Origin of the sequence: Janthinobacterium sp. LM6 (assembly GCF_002002885.1) — a bacterium.
GTDB lineage: Bacteria > Pseudomonadota > Gammaproteobacteria > Burkholderiales > Burkholderiaceae_D > Janthinobacterium > Janthinobacterium kumbetense.
Window position 1 is genome coordinate 2549613 of record NZ_CP019510.1, and the last position, 20202, is coordinate 2569814.

Sequence of the window (20202 nt, forward strand, 5' to 3'; positions counted from 1 at the left end):
TGTATTAGGAAAAGGCCCATGAATCTTTCTGGTCCCCACCTCGAAATATTAACCCACCGCCTGGCCGACACGCCCGTCGAATTCCTCGCCGAGCCCCGTATCGCCGGCGTCGCCAATGCGCAGGCAGTGGCGGTGGCAGCGCTGGTCAACGACATTTTGCTGCTGCATGGCGCGCGCGCGCCGGCCGCGTCCCTGCAGGGGTTTATCGGCGCGCAAGTGAAGGCGGACCGCAACCGGCTGGCGCTGGCCATGATCCTGTGCTGGCTGCTGGCCGACGACTGGTTCATCGGGCAGCAGCTGCCGCAGCCAGCCTTGCTGCAGGTACTGGGCGAGGCGGCACGCGAACTGGCCGCGGCCACGCCGGCCCACCAGTTCACGCAAGACCCCGAGCGGCGCGAAGAACTGGCACGCATCGTGCTGGCGCGCCTGGGTTTCCGGCCCCGCGACGAAAGCGTGGCGCAGGCCACGGACAGACTGTCCGCCATCAGCGGCACGGAGCGCCGCCGCCTGCTCGAAGCGAGCCGCCTGGCCGAGCAGCGCGCGCGGGAAATCCGCGAGGCGCTGGCGAAGAAGGCGGCCGAGGAATCGGCCGACAAGTGGTCGCGCGAATGACGCTCGCTGGCAAAGCTGATGTCAATCTGCCTGGCGGCGCCTGGGAATCGGACTGCGACTACTGTCCCACCCTGACGCAGGCGGGGGCGCGCATGCTGGACAAGCTGCGCAGCCATCCCGCGGCACCCCGCTACCGCAACCGCAGCGGCAACAAGCTGCTGGCCGGGGAGGTCGAAGCGCTGCGCGCCTATGAGCAGGAAGTCATGCAGGCGGAGATCGGCTGGAGCAAAGACGCGCCGCCGCCCTGGCTGGCGGATTTTCTCAGGACGGCTTACGCCACGGTGCCGCATTACCGCGCCTGCGGTTCGCCCCCCGCGCGCCTTGCGGACGTGGCGCCCATCAGCCGCGCCGAACTGGCCCACGACATTGCCGCCTTCGTGCCCGACGATGCGGACCTGGCGCGCATGATCAATTTCCAGACGACGGGCACCACGGGCCACCCGCTGCTGATCGCTTCGCACCCGCTGGTGGCGGGGCGCTACCTGGCCTACCACAAGCGCGCGCTGTGCCGCTTCGGCGTGATTCTGCGCCATGGCGCGGGGCAGGTGGGCGTGATGCTGCTGGGGCACCAGCGCCGCTGCTTCACCTATGTTTCCGTCACGCCCACGATGAACGAGTCCGGCCTGGCGAAGATCAACCTGCACCCGGACGACTGGCACCACCCGGACGACCGCGCGCGCTACCTGGACGCCATGGCGCCCGAGCTGATCGCGGGCGACCCCATCTCGTTTGCCGAACTGCTGACCCTGCCGATGGCGCACAAGCCGGCCGCGCTGCTGTCCGTCTCGATGATGCTGTTGCCCGGCATGCGCGCCCGCCTGGCAGCGCGTTTTGGCTGCCCCGTGCTCGACATCTATTCGCTCAATGAAGTGGGGCCCGTGGCTGTCTACGACGAGCGGGCCGGCGGCCACGTGCTGCTGCAGCACCGGCTGTACGTGGAAATCCTCGATAGTGCGGGCCAGCCCGTGCCCGATGGCGCACGCGGCGAGATCACCGTGACGGGCGGTTTTAACTTTTGCCTGCCCCTCGTGCGCTACCGCACCGGCGACTACGCCTCGCTGGCGCATGGACCCGACGGTCCCGTGCTGGTGGGGCTGGCCGGCCGCAGCCCCCTGCGCTACAGGACGGTCAGCGGTGCATGGATCAATAATATCGATATCACGCACGCCTTGAAACCGCTGGCCATCGCCCTGTTCGGCGTGCACCAGCATGGCGACGGCGCCATCGCGCTGCGCCTGGCGCCGGGCGCCATGCCGCAGGCTGACCGGGCGCGCGCCTTGCTCGCGCCTTTTTTCGGCGCCATCACGGTCGAGACCTTGCTGGCGGAAGACAAGATCATTCAATACACCTCGGATTTGCAGGAAGCAGTGGCATGAACCTTTATAAACGCGGCCTCGTGGTCGGCAAATTCTGTCCGCTGCACCAGGGCCACGAACTGTTGATCAAACGTGCGCAAGACGCTTGCGAAGAACTGCTGGTGGTCAGCTACACCAGGCCCGAATTTCCCGGCTATGAGCCGGCGCGCCGGGAACGGTGGCTGCGCGCGCAATTCCCGCAGGCGCACATCGTGGTGCTGGACGATGCGCGTCTGGCGGCCCTGTGCGCCGCGCGCGGCGTGCCTGCCCGTCATTTGCCGCACAACGACGACGATGGCGAGCTGCATCGCCACTTCATGGGCTGGCTGTGCTGGACGGTGCTGGCGCTGCCCGCCGATGCCGTGTTCACCAGCGAAGACTATGGCCCCGGCTTTGCCCAGGTGCTGGAACGGCATTATGCCGGCGGGCCGGTGGCGCACGTGAGCGTGGACCGGGCGAGAACTGAGGTGCCCGTGTCCGGCACCCGGGTGCGGCAAGACCCGCATGCGCACAGTGCGTTCCTGTCGCCGATTGTGCGCGCCGATTTTGTCGCGCGCGTGTGCGTGCTCGGCGGCGAATCGAGCGGCAAGACCACCCTGGCGGAGGCGCTGGCGGCGCATTTCGAGACGGCCTGGGTGGCCGAGTATGGCCGCGAATTGTGGGAAAGTCAGGATGGCGTATTGAACTATGACGATTTGCTGAAAATCGGCCGGGAACAGCTGCGCCGCGAAGCGCAGGCGCGCCTGGCTGCGCGGCGCTGGCTGTTTTGCGACACCTCGCCCATGACGACGTATTTTTACTGCGTCGAGATGTTCGGCAAGGCGGAGCAGGAGCTGGCGCGGCTGGCCGAGCACCGCTACGACCTGGTGCTGCTGTGCGCACCTGATTTTCCCTTCATCCAGGACGGCACGCGCCGCGACGAGGATTTCCGCGCGCGCCAGCATGCGTGGTATCAGGCGGAGCTGGCGCGGCGGGGGATCGCCTTTGTCGATGTGTCAGGTTCGGTGAACGACAGGGTCAGGCAGGTGGCGCAAGTGCTGGCGGCGCGAATGCCGTGCTGACCGCCGCCAGGATCTCGTCCGAAAACGCGGCATCGTCGACGGCGCGCGCCAGCGCCACGGCGCCCACCATGGCCGACAGCATGACGATGGCTTCCTGGCGGGGGTTGCGTTTTTTCTGCCATGGAAAATGCGTGGTCAGCTTGCCGATGATGGATTTCAGGTGGAAGGTGAAGGCGGGCAGCACTGCCGGCTGCTTGCGCGCGTCGCCGGCCAGCGCCGCCAGCAAGCATCCGTTGCCCGGCGCATCACGGTGGGCCGCGCTCACATAATCGCGCACATACTGGCGCATGGCTTCCGGGCTGATGGTTGCCGCATCGAGCGCCGCGCGCGAGTGCTCCGAGCCGTGCAGGGTACTTTCCGCCATCAGCGCTTCCTTCGAGGCAAAGTGGTTGTAGAAGGGCCCATGCGTGAGTCCTGTCGCCTTCATGATCTGTCCCACGCTGACGCCGTCAAAGCCCTGTTCACGGAACAGCCGCGCCGCTTCCTGCAGGATGCGCTGGTGTTTTTCTGCCGTCTCGGCCGCTGGGTATCGCATGGTGTTCTCCCGATCATTAAATAATTTCTGTTGACATCATACATTACGTACGTCATGCTTGCGACACTAAGCATGATGATCATCATGTTTAGTGTCACATCAAAGGATGACGGTTGTCATGTTTGATCCGTCCTGCTGAAAGCCATTCATTCGAATTTACCAATTGCAAAGGAATCATCATGAGTACAGTCAATACACCGGGCACGGCTCTCGTCACTGGCGCATCGTCGGGCCTGGGCGCCGTGTATGCGGACCGCCTGGCCAGCCGCGGCTTCGATTTGATCCTGGTGGCGCGCCGGGTCGAACGTCTGGGCGTGCTGGCCAGGTCGCTGGCGGAAAAGTATGGCGTGTCCGTGCGTGCCATGGCGGCGGACCTGTCCGCACCGGCCGACCTGCAGCGCGTGGCCGATGAACTGGCCAGCAATCCGGCCATCACCATGCTGGTCAATAATGCGGGCGCCTCGACCCTGGCGCCCGTCGTCGATACGCCGAAAGCGGGCATCGCCACCATGGACAAGGTCAACGTGACGGCCGTGGCGGAGCTGAGCTACGCCGTGCTGCCGCAGTTCAAGCAGCGCAACAGCGGCACCATCATCAATATCGGCTCCGTGCTGTCTTTCCACATCCTGCCCGTCAGCACGATCTACAGCGCCACCAAGGGCTATGTGATGAATTTCACGCGCGGCTTGCAGCAGGAGCTGGCCGGCACGGGCATCGTGGTGCAGCTGGTGCTGCCCGCATCGACGGCGACGGAAATCTGGGAATTGAGCGGCGTGCCGCTGGCGCAGCTGGACCAGGCCACCATCATGCGCGCCGAAGACTGTGTCGATGCGGCGCTGGCGGGCCTGGACCAGGGCGAACTGGTGACCTTGCCTTCCGTTGAAGACCAGGCCTTGTGGGAGCAGTTTGACGCGGCCCGCCTGGCCCTGTTCGCAGGCGCGATGCGCGGCAAGCCGGCATCGCGCTATGGTATCGCTGGCTGATACACGCGAAAGAGGAAGCTACAGGGGCCGCACGGGGATGCAGATATCACAAGAGAATTCGCCGGTGGCCGGGTCCAGCGGCGTGTCGAGGTGACGGTCGATATGATCGAGCACGGCATTCATGCGCCGCGCATATTCGGCGCGGAACAGGCCGGAGGCCGGCTGCTTAGGGGGAGCAGGAGGGGAAGACATGCCGCCGATTATGGCATGAAGTCCCCTCCGGACGGCGTGGAAAAGAGGCTTACGCCGCGTTCAAGGCCTGCTCCAGGTCTTCGCGCAAGTCGTCGATATGCTCGATGCCCACGGACAGGCGCAGCATGTCTTCGGACACGCCCGCCTTGGCCAGTTCTTCCGGATTGAGCTGGCGGTGCGTGGTGGAGGCCGGGTGGGTGGCCAGCGACTTGGCGTCGCCGATGTTGACCAGGCGCGTGAACAGCTGCAGGGCGTCGAGCACGCGGGCGCCGGCCGCGCGCGGGTCTTCACCTGCCGCCAGCTTCAGGCCGAAGGACAAGATGCCCGAGGCGCGGCCGCGCATGTATTTTTTCACCAGCGCGTGGTCCGGGTGGTCTTCCAGGCCCGCGTAGTTGACCCACGCGACTTTCGGATGGTTTTTCAAGTGCTTGGCCAGGGCCAGCGTGTTGTCGCAGATGCGGTCCATGCGCAGGGCCAGGGTCTCGATGCCCTGGATCAGCTGGAAGGCGGAGAGCGGTGAAATGGCCGCGCCCATGTTGCGCAGCGGGACGACGCGCGCGCGGCCGATGAAGGCGGCGGGGCCGAACGCTTCCGTGTAGACGACGCCGTGGTAGGACACGTCCGGTTCGTTCAGGCGCTTGAAGCGCTCCTTGTGTTCGGCCCAGGGGAATTTGCCGCTGTCGACGATGGCGCCGCCCACGGTGGTGCCGTGGCCGCCCAGGTATTTGGTCAGCGAGTGGACGACGATGTCGGCGCCATGCTCGATGGGGCGGAACAGATAGGGACTCGGTACCGTGTTATCGACGATCAGCGGGATGCCGTGCGCGTGCGCGATTTCGGCCAGTTTCGCCACATCCGTGACGTTGCCCAGCGGGTTGCCGATCGATTCGCAGAAGATGGCCTTGGTGCGCGCATCGATCAGCGCGGCGAAGGTCTCGGGCTGGCGCGCATCGGCGAAGCGCACTTCGATGCCGATCTGCGGCAGGGTGTGGGCAAACAGGTTGTAGGTGCCGCCATACAGCTGGCTGGCGGAGATGAAATTGTCGCCCGCTTCCGCAATCGTCTGGATCGCGTAGGTGATCGCCGCCATGCCCGATGCCACGGCCAGCGCGGCCACGCCGCCTTCCAGCGCCGCGACCCGCTTTTCCAGCACGTCCTGCGTGGGGTTCATGATGCGCGTGTAGATATTCCCGGCCACTTTCAGGTCGAACAGGTCGGCGCCATGCTGGGCATTGTCGAAGGCGTAGGCCACCGTCTGGTAGATAGGGACGGCGGCGGCCTTGGTGGTCGGGTCGGGGGTGTAGCCGGCGTGCACGGCCAGGGTTTCGATTCTCATGTGGTCTCCGGTTCGAATGGTCTGCAATGGTGAAGCGTTTGAAATTCGCAGCCATTGTGCCATGCGCCCGTTACCAAGTTATCACGCTTGATAGAATTTTAAGTCATAAGCTAGTGCTGTCTTGATATAAGTCATTCAGCTCTGCCTGGCCGATAAACCGTTCATGCGTGCCATGCTGGGCGCAGGCAAACGCGCCGCCGATGGCGCCGCGGCGCATGGCTTCGTCCAGGCCCGCGCCGCCCAGCCAGGCGTGCAGGAAGGTGGCCACGAACGAGTCGCCCGCGCCATTCGTGTCCACCACGGGCAGCTTCAACCCTGCCGCCGGAGTGTGGCGCACGGTCTCGCTGCCCCGTTCCAGCAGGTAGGCGCCATCCGCGCCCGCCATGGCGATCACCGCCTGCGCGCGGCCTTCCGCGACAATCGCGCGCATGACGGACTGCGTGCGCTCGCCCAGCGCCGCCGTGCTGAGGAAGACCAGGTCGGCGCGCAGGGCGAACACCTTGTGGTGCGGGTTGACGCCGTCCCAGTCGTGCAGATCGGTCGACACGGTGGTGCCGCACACTTGCGCATCGTCAAACAGCTCGGCCACCCAGCCCATGATGGAAAAGTGCGCGTGGCGTGCCGGCCCCAGGTAGGGAAGATAAAAGGCGGCGGGCATGCGCACGTCTTCCGGGTGGCGGCCGTCGTACAGCGACAGCCTGCGCCCTTGCGGGTCGACCAGGTTGACGCTGCGCCGCGTGCCCGAGGGTTCGACGAGGTGTGAAAAATCGAGCTTGGTCTCTTTATAGCGCTGCAGGATGGCCGCGCCCTGCGCGTCGTCGCCGATGAAGTCGATGAACTTGCAGCGCAGTCCCAGCGCGTGGCAGCCGAGCGCCACGCCATTGCCCGTGTGCGCCACGTAGTCGCGGATGGGCGGCACGTGCAGCGAATCGGCGACGGGCAATTGCAGGTCGGGGACGCGCACGATGGTGTCGATGCCGGCGCCGCCGACCACTAAAATGTCATAGGTACTCATGGTGCTGCCTTTTCTAACAGGACGGTGCCGGCCGCATTCACTGCGACGGCGCCATTGCTGACGGTGTAAGTGTGATTGGTGTAGGTGTCGCGCAGCAGGGCGCCATCGGCAAACACGCCGTGCACTTTCAGTTCGAGCGCGCCTTGCGCTTCCGGCACGGCGATGACGGCGTCGCCTTCCATCACGCGGGCGAAGGCATACGGCTTTTCATCAATCAGGCGATGCTCACCGTGCGCCAGGGCCGGGTGGCGCAGCCGGAACTGGCCCAGCTTGCGCGCATGCGCCAGCGTCGCCGCATCGAGCGAGCCCCAGTTCATGTCAGAGCGTGTGGCTTGCTGTTCGTCGCCAATGGGCGCCGCGCCAGGCTGGCGCGCGCTTTCATCGCCATAGAACAGCTGCACGCCGCCCGGCGCCAGCAGCAGGGCGGACAAGCCGTGCTTCAATTGCCCGCGCGGGAACAGGCTGGTGTCGTGCGAGGAGATATACGACAGGATGTCGTAGCGGGGCGCATTGCCAATGCGTTTGCCCAGCAAAGTGGCGTACTGGCGGTAGACGCCGTCGATGCTTGTCCAGTCGCCGCTCGCGCGATTCTGGAAATCGAAATTGATCATCGAGTCGAAGCCGGCATCATGCCAGCTGCTGCGCTCGGGACCATGGCCCCACGCTTCACCCGTCATCCAGAACGGAGCGTCGTCGATTTTTTGTTGCGGGTGGCGGGTTTTCCAATCCTTGAGGGCATCGGTGGCCGCGGCGCGCAGGGCCAGCCAGCTGTCTGGTTCCACGTGCTTGACGGTGTCGGCCCTGAAACCGTCGACGCCGAATTCGCGCACCCAGTCGGCCAGCCAACTTACCAAGTAGCCGCGCACGCTGGTATCGGGCAGGGCCACGGCGCGCGTATCGCTTTTACGCTGCAGGATGGGCGGCAAGCCCACGGCCTTGGCGCTTTCCGTGCGGAAGTCGGGCAGATACGCCAGCTGCATCGTGTAGTCGTCCTTGCCGCCGTCCGGATAGCCGGGCAAGCCGGCGCGCACCCAGTCCGGGCCCCACCATTGTGCGAAATCAAAGTTGTTATAGTCGATGTAGCTATGATAGTCGCGCAGGGTGGCTTTTTCGTGGCCGGGCCATAGCACGGGCACCTTGTATTCGGCCAGGGTGCGCAAGTCAGCGTAACCGGGATGGTTCAGCACCACGTCGAACAGCACGCGGATGCCTTGCGCGTGGGCAATATCGATCATCTCGCGCAATTCCTCGCGCGTGCCCATGTTGGCGTCCATGGTCGTGTAGTCGAGTGCCCAGTAGCCGTGGTAGGCGTAATGCTGGAATTGCTGCTTGCCGCCCACCACCCAGCCGTGGATCTGTTCGTACGGCGCCGTGATCCACAGGGCGTTGACGCCCAGGTCCGTGAAGTAGCCGGCCTTCAGCTGCTGCGTGAGGCCGGCGATATCGCCGCCGTGAAAGCTGCCCACGTCGCCGCCTTGCGGGTCGGCGGCGCGGCCGTAACTGTGGTCGTTGCCGGGATTGCCGTTGGCGAAACGGTCCGTTACGGCAAAGTAGACGATGGGGTTGTCAGCGAAGCTGAAGCTCCCTGCCTGCGCCGAAGCGCTGAGTAACAGGGCGGCCAGCGCAGTCAGGGAGCGTCGCATGGTCAGCCCTTCACGCCGCCAGCCGTCAGGCCGGAGATCATCCATTTTTGCGCCAGCAGGAATACGGCCGTGATGGGCAAGCCGGACAGAATGGCTGCCGCGGCGAAGTCGCCCCACAGGTATTTTTGCTCGTACAGGAACAGTTTCGAGCCGACGGCCAGGGTCAGGTTGTTCTGTTCATGCAGCAGCACGGAAGCGATCGGGTATTCGATGATGGCGCCGATGAACGACAACAGGAACACCACCATCAGGATGGGCACCGTCATCGGCAGCAGCACGTAGACAAACGCCTGCCATTGCGTGGCGCCGTCGACCTTGGCCGCTTCCTCGATCTCGATGGGGATGGTTTGATAGTAGCCCTTGATGGTCCAGATATGCAGGGCGATGCCGCCCGTGTAGGCCAGCACCAGGCTGCCGTGGTGGTCGATGCCCAGCCACGGCACGTAGCTGCCCAGCACATCGAAGATGGCGTAGATGGCCACCAGGGCCAGCACGGCGGGGAACATCTGCAGCAGCATCAGCGCGGACAGGGTCTGCGACTTGAAGCGGAATTGCATGCGCGCGAACGCATACGCGCAGGTGGTCGACAGCAGCACGGTGACGGTGGCGCTCATGCTGGCCACCTTGATGGAATTCCATAGCCACAGCAGCACGGGGAAGTCCGGCTCGACGAGGGTGCCGTTGGGCGCCTGGTAAGACATGCCCAGCGCCAATCGCCAGTGCTCGAAGCTGATCTCGGGCGGTATCAGGCTGCCCGAGGCGAAGTTGCCAGGACGCAAAGAGATCGACAAGATCATCAGGAAGGGAAACATCACCAGCGCGATCAGCGCGATCACGGCGACGTGGGCCGCCAGGATGCGCCAGCGGTTGGAACGGTCGACAACGATAGCCATATGCTGTCCTTTATGCTTTGTTCATGCGCGTCAGGCGCATGTTGACCAGCGAAATCGCGGCCACGAGGAAGAAGATCAGGGTCGAGATGGCGGCGGCCAGGCCAAAGTTCTGGCCGGAATCCTCGAACGCGATGCGGTAGGTGTAGGACACGAGCAAGTCCGTCGTGCCGGCCGGTAACGTTGTGTCGAGGAAATCGGGACGTCCGCCCGTCAGCAAGCTGATCAGCACGAAATTATTGAAATTGAAACCCAGGCTGGCCACCATCAGCGGCGTCAGCGGCTTGATGATCAGGGGTAACGTAATCTTGAAGAAATTCGTCAGCGGTCCCGCGCCGGCCAGGGCCGACGCTTCGTACAGGTCCGACGGGATCGCCTTGATCAAGCCCATGCACACCACCATCATGTAGGGGTAGCCAAGCCAGGTGTTGACGATGAGAATCATGGCCTTGGCCAGCGTGGTGTCCGAGAACCAGGCGGGCTTGATGCCGAACAAGGCGTCGAGCACGAGGTTGATTTCGCCAAAGTTATTGTTAAATAAACCTTTGAAGACCAGGATGGAGATAAAACCCGGCACGGCGTAGGGCAGGAACAACAGGGTACGGTACAGGCCGCGGAAGCGCAGCGCATCCCAGTTCAGCAGCACGGCCAGCACCATGCCCAGGCCCGTCGTGGTGGCCACGCTGATCAGGGCGAAAACGATGGTCCACACGAAAATGCGCAGGAAAGGACCGCGGAACGCTTCGTCGGAGAAAATTTTGACGAAGTTGGCGAAACCGACGTTGACCTTGAAGCCCGGTTCCAGTTTCGTGCCGTCCGGCATTTCATAAAAGCCCGTCTTGAAGTTCGGTGTCACGAGTTCGCCGGTGGCGACTTTCTTGAGCGTTTTGTCCGGCAACTGCTTGTAGACGTGCGCGACGGGGCCGAATTCGCGCAAGCCCACCATGCGCAGCTCGATCCTGTTCGGCAGGATCAAGGTGAGCAACTTGATATCCTTTTGCAGGGCGATGATGTCCTTGATGGGCAGCGGCGGGGCCAGCACGGGCGCCTGCACGGGGTCGAGCGGCGTCACTTCCACGTTCAGGGGCACGGCGCGCTTGAGGGCCAGCGGCTGCGTCAGCAGCACTTCGCCCGTGTCCGGGCTTTCCAGGCGCAAGCGGTATTCCTTGTTGTCGGCATGCACGGTCATGGCATAGCCGGCGCTTTCCACGCGCTGCGTCTCGTCCAGCAGGTATTGCGTGGCGCGCTCATAGGTGAGCAGGTTGCGCGAACTGAAATTGGTAAAGCCGATCGACACCGTGTACACCATCGGCAGCAGCACGAAGACGATCACCGCCGTGATGCCGGGAAACAGATAACGGTAGGCATAGGCGCGCGGCGACGTGAAGACAAACGTCGTCAGGGTCAGCAAGCCGAGGAAAACGGCGGCCAGCATGGTCTGGCCGGAAATGTACAACATGAAGAGCAGATACAGACCCAGCGCCATGCTGATGGTCAATACCGTAGGGCCGATAAACTTGCGCACGATGGATACCTGTGAAAATGAAGCGCTGTAAGGATGGCGCGGGAACGATGTTGGCGTATTGATGGCCGAACCCGTTGAACGGCCGGGGTCGGACCCTGAGGGTCCGACCCCGGATGTCGTTTTGGGTTTAGGGTTGATTCATGTTGAAAGCGTCAACCAAGCCAACGATATAGCTCTTAATTCGCCGTCGTAATCCGCTTCGCCGCCGCATCGAGGCCATCCTTGGTCGTCTGGCGGCCTTGCGTGATGTTTTCCAGCGCCGATTGCATCGACGACCAGAAGCGGCCCATTTCCGGGTTGTTCGGCATCGGGCGGCCCGCTTGCGCGCTTTCCATCGTTGCCTGGATGTTCGGATTGGCCTTCAGTTCCGCGAACAGCACCTTGTTCGCCGGCGTGCCCAGCGGGACGTCGGCGTTGATGGTTTTCAGGCCGTTGATCTGCAGCATCTGGTTTTCCAGGAATTCCGTCGCCAGGTCCTTGTTCGGGCTGGCTTTCGAAATCATCGCGCCCAGCACGCCCACGAATGGGGTGGCCGTCTTGCCTGCCACGGTAGGGATCGTTGCCACGCCGAAATTGATCTTCGACTTGCGCGCATTGTCCCACGACCATGGGCCGTTGATCATCATGGCGATCTTGCCCTGGTTGAAACCGGCTTCCATCTCGGCATAGCCAGCGCCCTTCGGCATGGCGCCGCTGTTGATCAGGGTCATCAGCGCATTCACGCCAGCCTGCGAACCGGCATTGTTCACGCCCGTTTTCGCCGCATCGTAGCGGCCGTCGGACTTGACTTCAAACGGGAAGCCGCCGCCCGCGCCCAGCAAAGGCCACGTGAAATAGGTATTCGTGTAATCCCACAGGATGGCTTTCTTGCCTTGCGCGGACAATTTCTTGTCCAGCGCGGCGATTTCCTCGAAGGTTTTTGGCGGGGTCGGCACCAGGTCCTTGTTGTAGACGAGGGCGACGGCTTCGATGGAGATCGGGTAGCCCCAGGTCTTGCCGCCCACGGTGAAGGCGTTCCAGGCCAGCGGCAGGATGGCGGCGCGCGCTTCCTTGCTTGGCGTCAATGGTTGCAGCAAGCCGGCGTCGATCCAGGTGCCGATGCGGTCATGCGGCCAGATCCAGATGTCCGGGCCCTTGCCGGCGGCGGCCGCTTGCTGGAATTTGTTCGGCGCATCTTCCGGGTGCTCGACGACGACCTTGATGCCCGTCTTCTTGGTGAATTCCTCGCCGACCTTGGCCAGGCCCTTGTAGCCCTTGTCGCCATTGATCCAGATCAAGAGGGTGCCTGCTTCGGCCGCGTTCGCCATGCTGACGGCGGCCAGGTTGCCGATGCCGGCCAGGGCGGCGGCGATCAGGGTGGTTTTGATGAAGCTGCGTTTCGGGTGCGTGAAGGACATGTCAATCTCCAGTATCTTTTTTTATGCTAAGTTTATGTTGAGTATCAAGGCTGAAACGATGCAACCAGGCCAGGCGGCGCCTGTAGCGCCTGGCCCCTTAAATTCGAAATCAGGTACGGGTCTGGCCATGCTCGTCGAACACATGGACGCGGGCGGGCGCCACCTGCAGCGCCACGGACTGGCCAATCGCCCAGTCCGTTTCCGCATCGGCGCGCACCACCAGCGGCTCGTCGCCGCCCGGCACCTGCACATACAGATAGCTGATGTCGCCCAGTTTTTCCACCGCCTGCACGGTGGCCGTGATGGCGGCCGTGGCGCCGGGCGCGCATGCCTGCACGTGCTCGGGGCGCGCGCCGACGGTGACGGGGGTAGCGCTGGCCAATGGCTGCGTCAACACGGCCTGCAGCATGCCGCCCGCGTTGGTGGCGATGGTGGCGACGCCATCGGCATAGCTATGGATCTTGCCTTTGAGGAAGTTCATGCGGGGCGAACCGAGGAAGCCGGCCACGAACAGGTTGGCGGGGTGGTGGTACAACTCCAGCGGCGCGCCCACCTGCTCGATGCGGCCCGCGTTGAGCACGACGATGCGGTCGGCCAGGGTCATCGCTTCGACCTGGTCATGTGTGACGTAAATCATGGTCGAGCGCAATTCGCGGTGCAGATTCGCCAGTTCGATGCGCATCTGCACGCGCAGCGAGGCGTCCAGATTCGACAGCGGTTCGTCGAACAGGAAGACGTCGGGCTTGCGCACGATGGCGCGGCCGATGGCTACGCGCTGGCGCTGGCCGCCCGACAAGTCTTTTGGTTTGCGTTCGAGCAAAGGTTCGATGCGCAGGATTTGCGCGGCGCGCTGCACGGCGTCGGCGATCTGCACCTTGTTCATGCCGGCCAGTTTCAGGCCGAAGGCCATGTTTTGCGCCACGCTCATGTGCGGGTACAGGGCGTAGCTCTGGAACACCATGGCGATGCCGCGCTTGGCGGGCGGCACGTCGTTCATGCGGGTCTTGCCGATGAACAAGTCGCCGCCGCTGATTTCTTCCAGGCCGCAGATGCTGCGCAGCAAGGTTGATTTGCCGCACCCCGACGGGCCCACGAAGACCATGAATTCGCCGTCGGCGATCTCCAGGTCGATGCCGTGCAGGGTTTGCACGTCGCCATATGCCTTCTTCAGCCCTGCTAATTTCAGTCCTGCCATGTCGTCCTCACTGTGTCAATCCGTCCCCGCTGATGCGCGGGGCTCGTTATTGTAATTGGCGGCATGGCCGCCAAAGCCTGCGATTTACGCCAGGGTGCCGAACCAGCCGCCATGCGGGGGCAGGCTGAGCTGTTGGCCATCCTTGCTGCCTGGCAATCCATGACCGGCCAGGTCGGCCGCTGGCGCCGCGTCAGGCCAGGCGAACGTGACGGCTTGCGTGCCCAGGTTGAAGGCAGCCAGCACGGGCGGTTGGCCCGGCAAGTCGCGGCGCAGGGCCAGCACGGGTTCCGGCGCATCGAAGAAGACGATGTCGCCGCGCAGCAATTGCGGCAGGGTGCGGCGCCAGGCGAGGATGTTCTGCGCAAACTGCAAGGGTGAAGCGGAATCGTTTTCTTCGACATCCACCGCGCGCGCCAAATGCTCGGGCGGCACGGGCAGCCAAGGTTTTGCCGTGCTGAAACCGCCGTGCGGCGCATCGGCCACCCACGGCATCGGCGTGCGGCAGCCGTCGCGGCCCTTGAACTGTGGCCAGAACGGGATGCCGTACGGGTCCTGCAGCGCTTCGAAAGGAATGTCCGCTTCCGTCAGGGCCAGCTCGTCGCCCTGGTACAGGCACGGCGTGCCTTTCAGCGCCGCCTGCACGGCCAGCACCACCTTGGCCAGCGATGGCGACGGATTATCTCCGCCCCAGCGCGTCATGACGCGCACGCTGTCGTGGTTGCCCACGGACCAGGAAGCCCAGCCGTCGGCCACTTGCGCTTCGAACTCTTCCACCTGCGTGCGGATGTGCGCGGCGGAAAACTCCGCCGTCAGCAAGTTGAAGCTGTAAGCCATGTGCAGCTTGTCGGCGCCCGTGTAGGCAGCCATGGTGGCCAGTGCATTGTCGTCGCCCACTTCGCCGATGGAAATGGCTTGATATTCGTCAAGTACGGCGCGCACGCGCTGCAAATAAGCGATGTTTTCCGGCTGCGTCTTGTCGTACACGTGCGCCTGCATGCCGTACGGGTTGATGGCCGACACGCTGCTGGCGTCGCGCTGCGCGGCGGGCGGATTGTCGCGCAGCAACTGGTCGTGATACGGGAAGTTGCAGGAGTCGAAGCGGAAGCCATCGACGCCGCGTTCCAGCCAGAAACGCAGGTTGTCCAGCTGGGCCTGCTGCACGGCTGGATTGTGGAAATTCAGGTCGGGCTGGCTGGCGAGGAAATCGTGCAGGTAATACTGGCCGCGGCGCGGCTCCCATTGCCAGGCGGAACCGCCGAACACGGACAGCCAGTTATTCGGCGCCGTGCCATCCGGTTTCTGGTCGGCCCACACATACCAGTCGGCCTTGGCATTGTCGCGGCTGGAGCGGCTTTCCACGAACCATGGATGGACGTCGGACGAGTGCGACAACACCTGGTCGATCATCACTTTCAAGCCCAGTTCATGGGCGCGCGCCACCAGGCGGTCGAAATCGGCCAGGCTGCCAAACATGGGGTCGACGTCGCAGAAGTCGGCCACGTCGTAGCCGAAGTCTTTCATCGGCGACGTGAAGAAGGGGGAAATCCACACGATGTCGGCGCCCAGGGCGGCGATGTAATCGAGCTTGGAGGTAATGCCAGGCAAGTCGCCGATGCCGTCGCCATTGCTGTCGAGGAAGCTGCGTGGATAAACCTGGTAGATGACGGCGCTGCGCCACCAGTCGGCGGGCAGGTGGGCGAGATTGTTCTGGATGGTCGGCATGAATGATTTCTTAAAAGTTGCCTGTAGCCTTGGCTATCAGGACGCGCTGCTGGTTGGTAGGCGAACGTCTTATTTTAAAATTCAAAGCGCTTTGGGTATGAAATGAGTATAGTTCAAAGCGCTTTGAAAAGTAAAGCGATACACGCGCCAGACATACGATTTTTTTATGAGGGTGATTCAGGACAACAAGGCGGGAGAGCCGGGGTCAGACCCGCCGGGGGAATGCGTCCCGGTGGGGCGCATTCCGATCACGCAGTGACTGACCCCAGTATTTCGCGGGTTGCGCGGTGCGAGGGGAAATCAGGCGTGGATTACGGGCCCGGCCGACTCGCCCGGCAACAGTTCGCACGGCCACAGTTCCTGCAGGTCGGTGACGGGCGTGCCGTCCATCAGGGCCAGCAGCATGTGGATCATCTTCGCGCCGGCGCCGCGCGGGTCGGGCTGGACGACGGTGGTGACGTTGTGGCCGGCCAGGGAATCTTCCATTACACCCCAGACGATCAGCGACATGTCGCGGCCGATGGCGATGCCCGCGTCGAGCAGGGCGCGCACGGCGCCCACGCCCGACATGTGGTTGTCGACGATGACGGCCGTGGGGCGGGGCGAGCGGGCCAGCAGGCGCTGCATGGCCTGGTAGCCGGCGCGGCGGTCGTGCGCGTTGTCGACCAGGTTGTCCGGGTCGACGGCCAGGCCGCCCGCCTGCATGGCGTGCTGGAAACTCTCGACGCGCTGGCGCACGAAGTTCAGGTCCGGCGTGGCGCTGATCAGGCCGATGCGCTGGTGGCCCAGCTGCGCCAGGCGCTCGACGGCCAGGCGCATGCCGGCCTCGTTGTCGTAGTCGAACCACGCGTGCGGCTGGTTCAGCTGGGTGCGGCCGTGCGCGACAAACGGCATGCCCTGCTGCGCCAGGTAGGCAATGCGCTCGTCGAACGGCTTCGTGCGGCCGACGATCAGGCCATCGATGCGGCGGCCCTTGACCATGCGTTCATAGGTGTGGAATTCGTTGGTGGCCGAGGCGGGCGCGATCATCATGTCCATCTGCTGCGCTTCCAGCGCTTCCGACATGCCGCCGACGATGTCGATGAACATGGGGTCGGCCAGGTCGTTCGGCATCAGCGGGTAGATGATGCCGACGATATTCGTGCGTCCCACGGCCAGGCTGCGCGCCATGGGATTGGGGCGGTAGCCGGCCGCCTGCGCGGCGGCCAGCACCCGCTCGCGCGTGCGTTCGCTCACTTCCGGATAGCCATTCAAGGCGCGGCTGACGGTGGTTTCGGATATTCCTAGCGTTTTGGCGAGATTTTTGAGGTTCATGGATGCTGCGGTTGGGGTCTATCCAGGGTGGGTCGGGAGCGATGCGGTGCGATGACGGGTAGTTTATCTGATAAATGCCGGATTGATCAGGGTCATGGCAAGCGGCGGCGGCGCCCAAAAAAATACGCGGGCAAACCCAGGGGCGCCCGCGCTAAAAGAGGATACTGCTGAATCACTACATTGAAGCTGCCGGCCATCGCGTGCAGCGGCGAAATGGTGGGTCCGGATATTACTTGCCCCTGGATAAGCGGGCGGTGTTGCTGCCACCGGCAAGCGTCCGGGGACGCTTGCCAAAGTCCTAGAGTCCCGCGCTTACCACCAGCTTTCCACTTGGAAACCGACGGAGCTGCCGTTGGTCTTGCCACCGAACACGCCGGTCGACGACAGCGCCGATTCCGCGGCGGCGGCCGACTGGGCTGCCTTGTTCCATTTGGCGTAGGTGTAGAAAGCGCGCAGCACGGGGCGCGACCAGAAGCTGTTACCGGCCGACAGTTGCGGCGCGAAGGTCAGCTTGGTCAGGTTGCGGCTTTCGCCGCCTTCCGGCTTGACGATGTCGTGACCGAGTTCCACGGCCAGGCTGTAGTTGTCCGTGAAGTGATACACGGGACGCGCGCCGATCGACGTCCACTTGCTGCTCACGCCTGCCGATTCCTTGTCTTCATAGACGAAGGTGCCCATGCCCGACCAGGCGCCTTTGGGCTGGATCATGATCTGTTCCGTCAGGCGCACGACCTTGTCATCCTTGTTGGCGCCCAGGCTGAAGCCGCCCGTGTTGGCGGCGCTGCCTTTGCCGTACTGCAATGCCACCTTGTTGAAGCCGCCCAGCAGATTGCCTTGCGTATGCATGATGGTCAGCAAGTGGCCGCTGGCGATGGGGGCCGCGCCTTGCGCATTGCGTTTCTGGTTGAATTGCAGGCCCAGGGTCAGTTCGCCATCCGGGTTGACCTTGATGCCGGAGAAGCGCAGGTCGTGGGACAGGCCCATGCGCTTGCTGTCGCCGTCATCGGCCGTGCGCACGACGGCGTAGGCCAGCTTGGCGGCGCCCAGGTCGATGTTTTCCAGGCCGGCGCCAGGGCCGCTGTTGTTCCAGAAGTAGTAATCGGTGATGTGCACGTCCTGGCGGTCGTAGTAGCGCTTGCCGACCCAGGCGCGCGCTTCGGCGAAGGCGCCCGTGCCGATCTTGTCGGCGACGACGTTCATTTCGCGCCACGACGGATCCGATTGTTCCCAGTCCTGGTTCTGGTTGACGGAAAACGCCACCAGGGTATTGATGCGGAAGGTGGTGCCGTTGGCTGCCTTGAAGGCTTCGCCGCCGAATTTCAGCTCGCCGTAGGTTTCGCACTCATTGCCCAGACGATACTTGGACGAGGCGCCGGCCAGGCCGAAACACGCTTCCTTGCCGCCTTCGCTGCTGGTGCCGAAGCCCGAGCGGATGTAGCCGCCGAAATCGATCGGCAGGGCGGCCTGGGCGGCCGAAGCGCTCAAGGCCAACGCCACGGCGGCAGGCAAAGTTTTCAAGAAATGTTGGTTCATTGCGTCTCCAGTGTTTTTATAGGTGTGGGATCGGTGCGCATAACTTCGCACAGCCAAAGCGCTTTAGTTATGTTTCAAAGCGCTTTGAGTATAGTTCAAAGCGCTTTGATCAGTAAACTAGTTTTAATCCTTGAAACTTTTGAGGTGTTGCGGAGAAACATCAACGGCGGGCGGCGGCGCGTGGGCGCCGCCGTGTATGGCGGGGCAGGGGATGGCTGCCGCGGGAAAGCCGGGCAGCTTAGTTTGGCGCCTTGCAGGCGGGCAGGGCTGCCGTGCCACGTGCGGCATCGGCTGCATTCGCCGGATGGCGCAGGAAGGCGAGGATCAGCAGGGCCGACGCCGTCGTAATGCTGGCCAGCACATACAGCAAGTGGCGGAAGGCGGCGCCATAGGTTTGCGCCAGTTCGGCGGCGCCGGCCTGCGGCAACAATGCGCCCGCGTGGCGCAGCTCGCCCAGCGCCAGGAAGGGCGCCGCCAGCGCCGCCTGCTCCGCGCCGATGCCGGCAATGCCGCCCAGCGCCGCGACAGTAAACGTGCCCAGCAGCGCGCTGACGATGGCCAGCGCCAGGCCTTCGCCCGCCACGCGCGTCGTATTGAAGATGCCGGCCGCCATGCCGGCCCGCTCGACGGGCACGACGCTGATGGCCAGGCCATCCATCAAGCCCCAGGGCAGGCTGATGCCGCAGCCGATCAGCAGCAGCGGACCCAGCAAGCTGACGGACGGCTGGCCCGGCGCGCACGTCGACAGCCACAGCAGGCCGCCCGCCGCCAGCAGCAGGCCGCTGGCGCAGATGTGCGCGGCGGCGAGGCGCTGCGCCGCCATGCCGGCCAGGACTGGCAGCACCAGCATGGGCGCCGACAGGGCTATCATCATGCGTCCCGCCTCCAGCGCGCTGTAGCCTTCGATGCCGATGAAGCGGGCCGGCAACAATACCAGCAGCACGACGAAGGAAAACGCGGGCGCGGCCGCCAGCAGTTGCACGCCGGCAAAGGCGGGCAGGCGGAACAGGGATAAATCCAGCATGGGGCGCGCCGCGCGCCGCTCCACGCGGATGAACGCGGCCAGCAGCAAGGCCGCAGCACCGAATAAACCCAGGCTGGCGGCGCTGTCCCAGCCTTTGTGCGGCGCCTGCAGCAAGCCATAGGTAAACAGGGACAAGGCGCCTGTAAACGTCAGGGCGCCGGGCCAATCGACGCCTTGCGCTTGCGGGTCGCGCGATTCGCGCATGGCGCGCGCGGCGGCCAGCAGGGCGGCCAGGCCGGCCGCGGCCGTGGCGACAAAAATGGCGCGCCAGCCCGTGTGCGTGATCAAGGTGCCGGCCAGGAAGGGACCGAAGGCCAGGCCCACGCCGAAGGCCGTGCCGATCAGGCTGAAGGCGCGCGCGCGGGCGGGGCCGTCGAATTCCTGCGCCAGGGCCGCCAGTCCGCTCGACAGGGCCATGGCGCAGCCCAGGCCCTGGATGGCGCGCAGCACGTCGAGCAGGGCAATGGACGGCGCCGCCGCCAGGGCCAGCGCGGCGGCGGAAAACACGCCCATGCCCAGCAAGAACACGCGCTTGCGGCCATAGCGGTCGGCCAGCGCGCCGGCCACCATCAGGCAGCCGCCAAAACTGAGCATGAAGGCATTCGTGATCCACGCCAGCGCCAGCGGCGAGCCGTGCAGCTCGGCGGCGATGGCGGGAATGGCGATGGCCGGCCCCGTAAAACTGAGCGGCATGCATAGCGCGGCCAGGCAGACGGCCGCCAGCACGAAGGCGCGCCGGGCCGGGGAGGCCGGCTTCATACGGTGATTGGTATCCATGGGAATGATTCCAGAAAGAGGGAATCCGATGATAATATGGACGTAATCAATGAAAAAGTGGTTGAAAATCCACTCATAACGGACAAATATTCC

17 protein-coding genes are annotated in these 20202 nt (G+C 64.2%); 4 read left to right on the plus strand and 13 right to left on the minus strand.

What is annotated here, in order from left to right:
* Window positions 1–18: 18 nt before the first annotated feature.
* From BZG29_RS11335 to BZG29_RS11345, 3 genes are read left to right on the plus strand one after another with little or no spacing between them, the layout of a single operon-like run.
* Window positions 19–612 carry a hypothetical protein gene (locus tag BZG29_RS11335; protein WP_077402448.1) on the plus strand — a complete coding sequence of 198 codons (594 nt, stop codon included), beginning with the start codon at window positions 19–21 and terminating at the stop codon, window positions 610–612.
* A complete protein-coding gene (locus BZG29_RS11340) occupies window positions 609–1988 on the plus strand; it encodes an AMP-binding protein (RefSeq protein ID WP_077402451.1) in 1380 nt (459 codons plus the stop codon). Before BZG29_RS11335 ends, BZG29_RS11340 begins: the two co-directional genes overlap by 4 nt.
* On the plus strand, window positions 1985–3028 hold the full coding sequence (locus tag BZG29_RS11345; RefSeq protein ID WP_077402454.1) for an AAA family ATPase: 1044 nt from the start codon (window positions 1985–1987) through the stop codon (window positions 3026–3028). Before BZG29_RS11340 ends, BZG29_RS11345 begins: the two co-directional genes overlap by 4 nt.
* On the opposite strand, the gene BZG29_RS11350 is transcribed toward BZG29_RS11345, so the two are convergent.
* Window positions 2985–3563 (minus strand): TetR/AcrR family transcriptional regulator, encoded by a 579-nt coding sequence (locus BZG29_RS11350; protein ID WP_077402457.1) that lies wholly within the window; start codon window positions 3561–3563, stop codon window positions 2985–2987. The two genes, BZG29_RS11345 and BZG29_RS11350, sit on opposite strands and share 44 nt — an antisense overlap.
* 179 nt (window positions 3564–3742) lie before the next feature.
* On the opposite strand from BZG29_RS11350, the gene BZG29_RS11355 reads away from it, so the two are divergent.
* Window positions 3743–4546, plus strand: coding sequence for an SDR family oxidoreductase (locus BZG29_RS11355; protein ID WP_077402460.1), 804 nt, complete (start codon window positions 3743–3745; stop codon window positions 4544–4546).
* 18 nt (window positions 4547–4564) lie between these two features.
* Here BZG29_RS11355 and BZG29_RS28110 read toward each other — a convergent pair whose 3' ends face one another.
* The 12 genes from BZG29_RS28110 to BZG29_RS11410 form a co-directional block, all read right to left on the minus strand.
* Window positions 4565–4738 (minus strand): hypothetical protein, encoded by a 174-nt coding sequence (locus tag BZG29_RS28110; RefSeq protein WP_171984905.1) that lies wholly within the window; start codon window positions 4736–4738, stop codon window positions 4565–4567.
* 49 nt (window positions 4739–4787) lie between these two features.
* Complete coding sequence (locus BZG29_RS11360; RefSeq protein ID WP_077402463.1) at window positions 4788–6074, minus strand: aminotransferase class I/II-fold pyridoxal phosphate-dependent enzyme; 1287 nt, start codon at window positions 6072–6074, stop codon at window positions 4788–4790.
* Between the two features lie 103 nt (window positions 6075–6177).
* Window positions 6178–7089 carry a carbohydrate kinase family protein gene (locus tag BZG29_RS11365; protein ID WP_077402466.1) on the minus strand — a complete coding sequence of 304 codons (912 nt, stop codon included), beginning with the start codon at window positions 7087–7089 and terminating at the stop codon, window positions 6178–6180.
* Window positions 7086–8732 carry an alpha-amylase family glycosyl hydrolase gene (locus tag BZG29_RS11370; RefSeq protein ID WP_077402469.1) on the minus strand — a complete coding sequence of 549 codons (1647 nt, stop codon included), beginning with the start codon at window positions 8730–8732 and terminating at the stop codon, window positions 7086–7088. Before BZG29_RS11370 ends, BZG29_RS11365 begins: the two co-directional genes overlap by 4 nt.
* Before the next feature lie 2 nt (window positions 8733–8734).
* Window positions 8735–9625: a maltose ABC transporter permease MalG gene (malG, locus tag BZG29_RS11375; protein ID WP_077402472.1), complete on the minus strand. Its 891-nt coding sequence runs from the start codon at window positions 9623–9625 to the stop codon at window positions 8735–8737.
* A gap of 10 nt (window positions 9626–9635) precedes the next feature.
* Entirely contained in the window at window positions 9636–11147 is a 1512-nt protein-coding gene (gene malF / locus BZG29_RS11380) for a maltose ABC transporter permease MalF (protein ID WP_077402475.1), read from the minus strand.
* 176 nt (window positions 11148–11323) lie between these two features.
* A complete protein-coding gene (gene malE / locus BZG29_RS11385) occupies window positions 11324–12544 on the minus strand; it encodes a maltose/maltodextrin ABC transporter substrate-binding protein MalE (protein WP_077402478.1) in 1221 nt (406 codons plus the stop codon).
* Between the two features lie 109 nt (window positions 12545–12653).
* Window positions 12654–13739, minus strand: a complete 1086-nt coding sequence (gene ugpC / locus BZG29_RS11390; RefSeq protein ID WP_077402481.1) for a sn-glycerol-3-phosphate ABC transporter ATP-binding protein UgpC — start codon at window positions 13737–13739, stop codon at window positions 12654–12656.
* An 84-nt stretch (window positions 13740–13823) separates the two neighbouring features.
* Window positions 13824–15461 (minus strand): alpha-amylase family glycosyl hydrolase, encoded by a 1638-nt coding sequence (locus BZG29_RS11395; RefSeq protein WP_077402484.1) that lies wholly within the window; start codon window positions 15459–15461, stop codon window positions 13824–13826.
* A gap of 300 nt (window positions 15462–15761) precedes the next feature.
* Window positions 15762–16775, minus strand: coding sequence for a substrate-binding domain-containing protein (locus BZG29_RS11400; RefSeq protein WP_077402487.1), 1014 nt, complete (start codon window positions 16773–16775; stop codon window positions 15762–15764).
* 312 nt (window positions 16776–17087) lie between these two features.
* Complete coding sequence (locus tag BZG29_RS11405; RefSeq protein WP_077402490.1) at window positions 17088–18308, minus strand: carbohydrate porin; 1221 nt, start codon at window positions 18306–18308, stop codon at window positions 17088–17090.
* A gap of 238 nt (window positions 18309–18546) precedes the next feature.
* A complete protein-coding gene (locus BZG29_RS11410; RefSeq protein WP_253192855.1) occupies window positions 18547–20109 on the minus strand; it encodes an MFS transporter in 1563 nt (520 codons plus the stop codon).
* Between the last annotated feature and the right edge of the window lie 93 nt (window positions 20110–20202).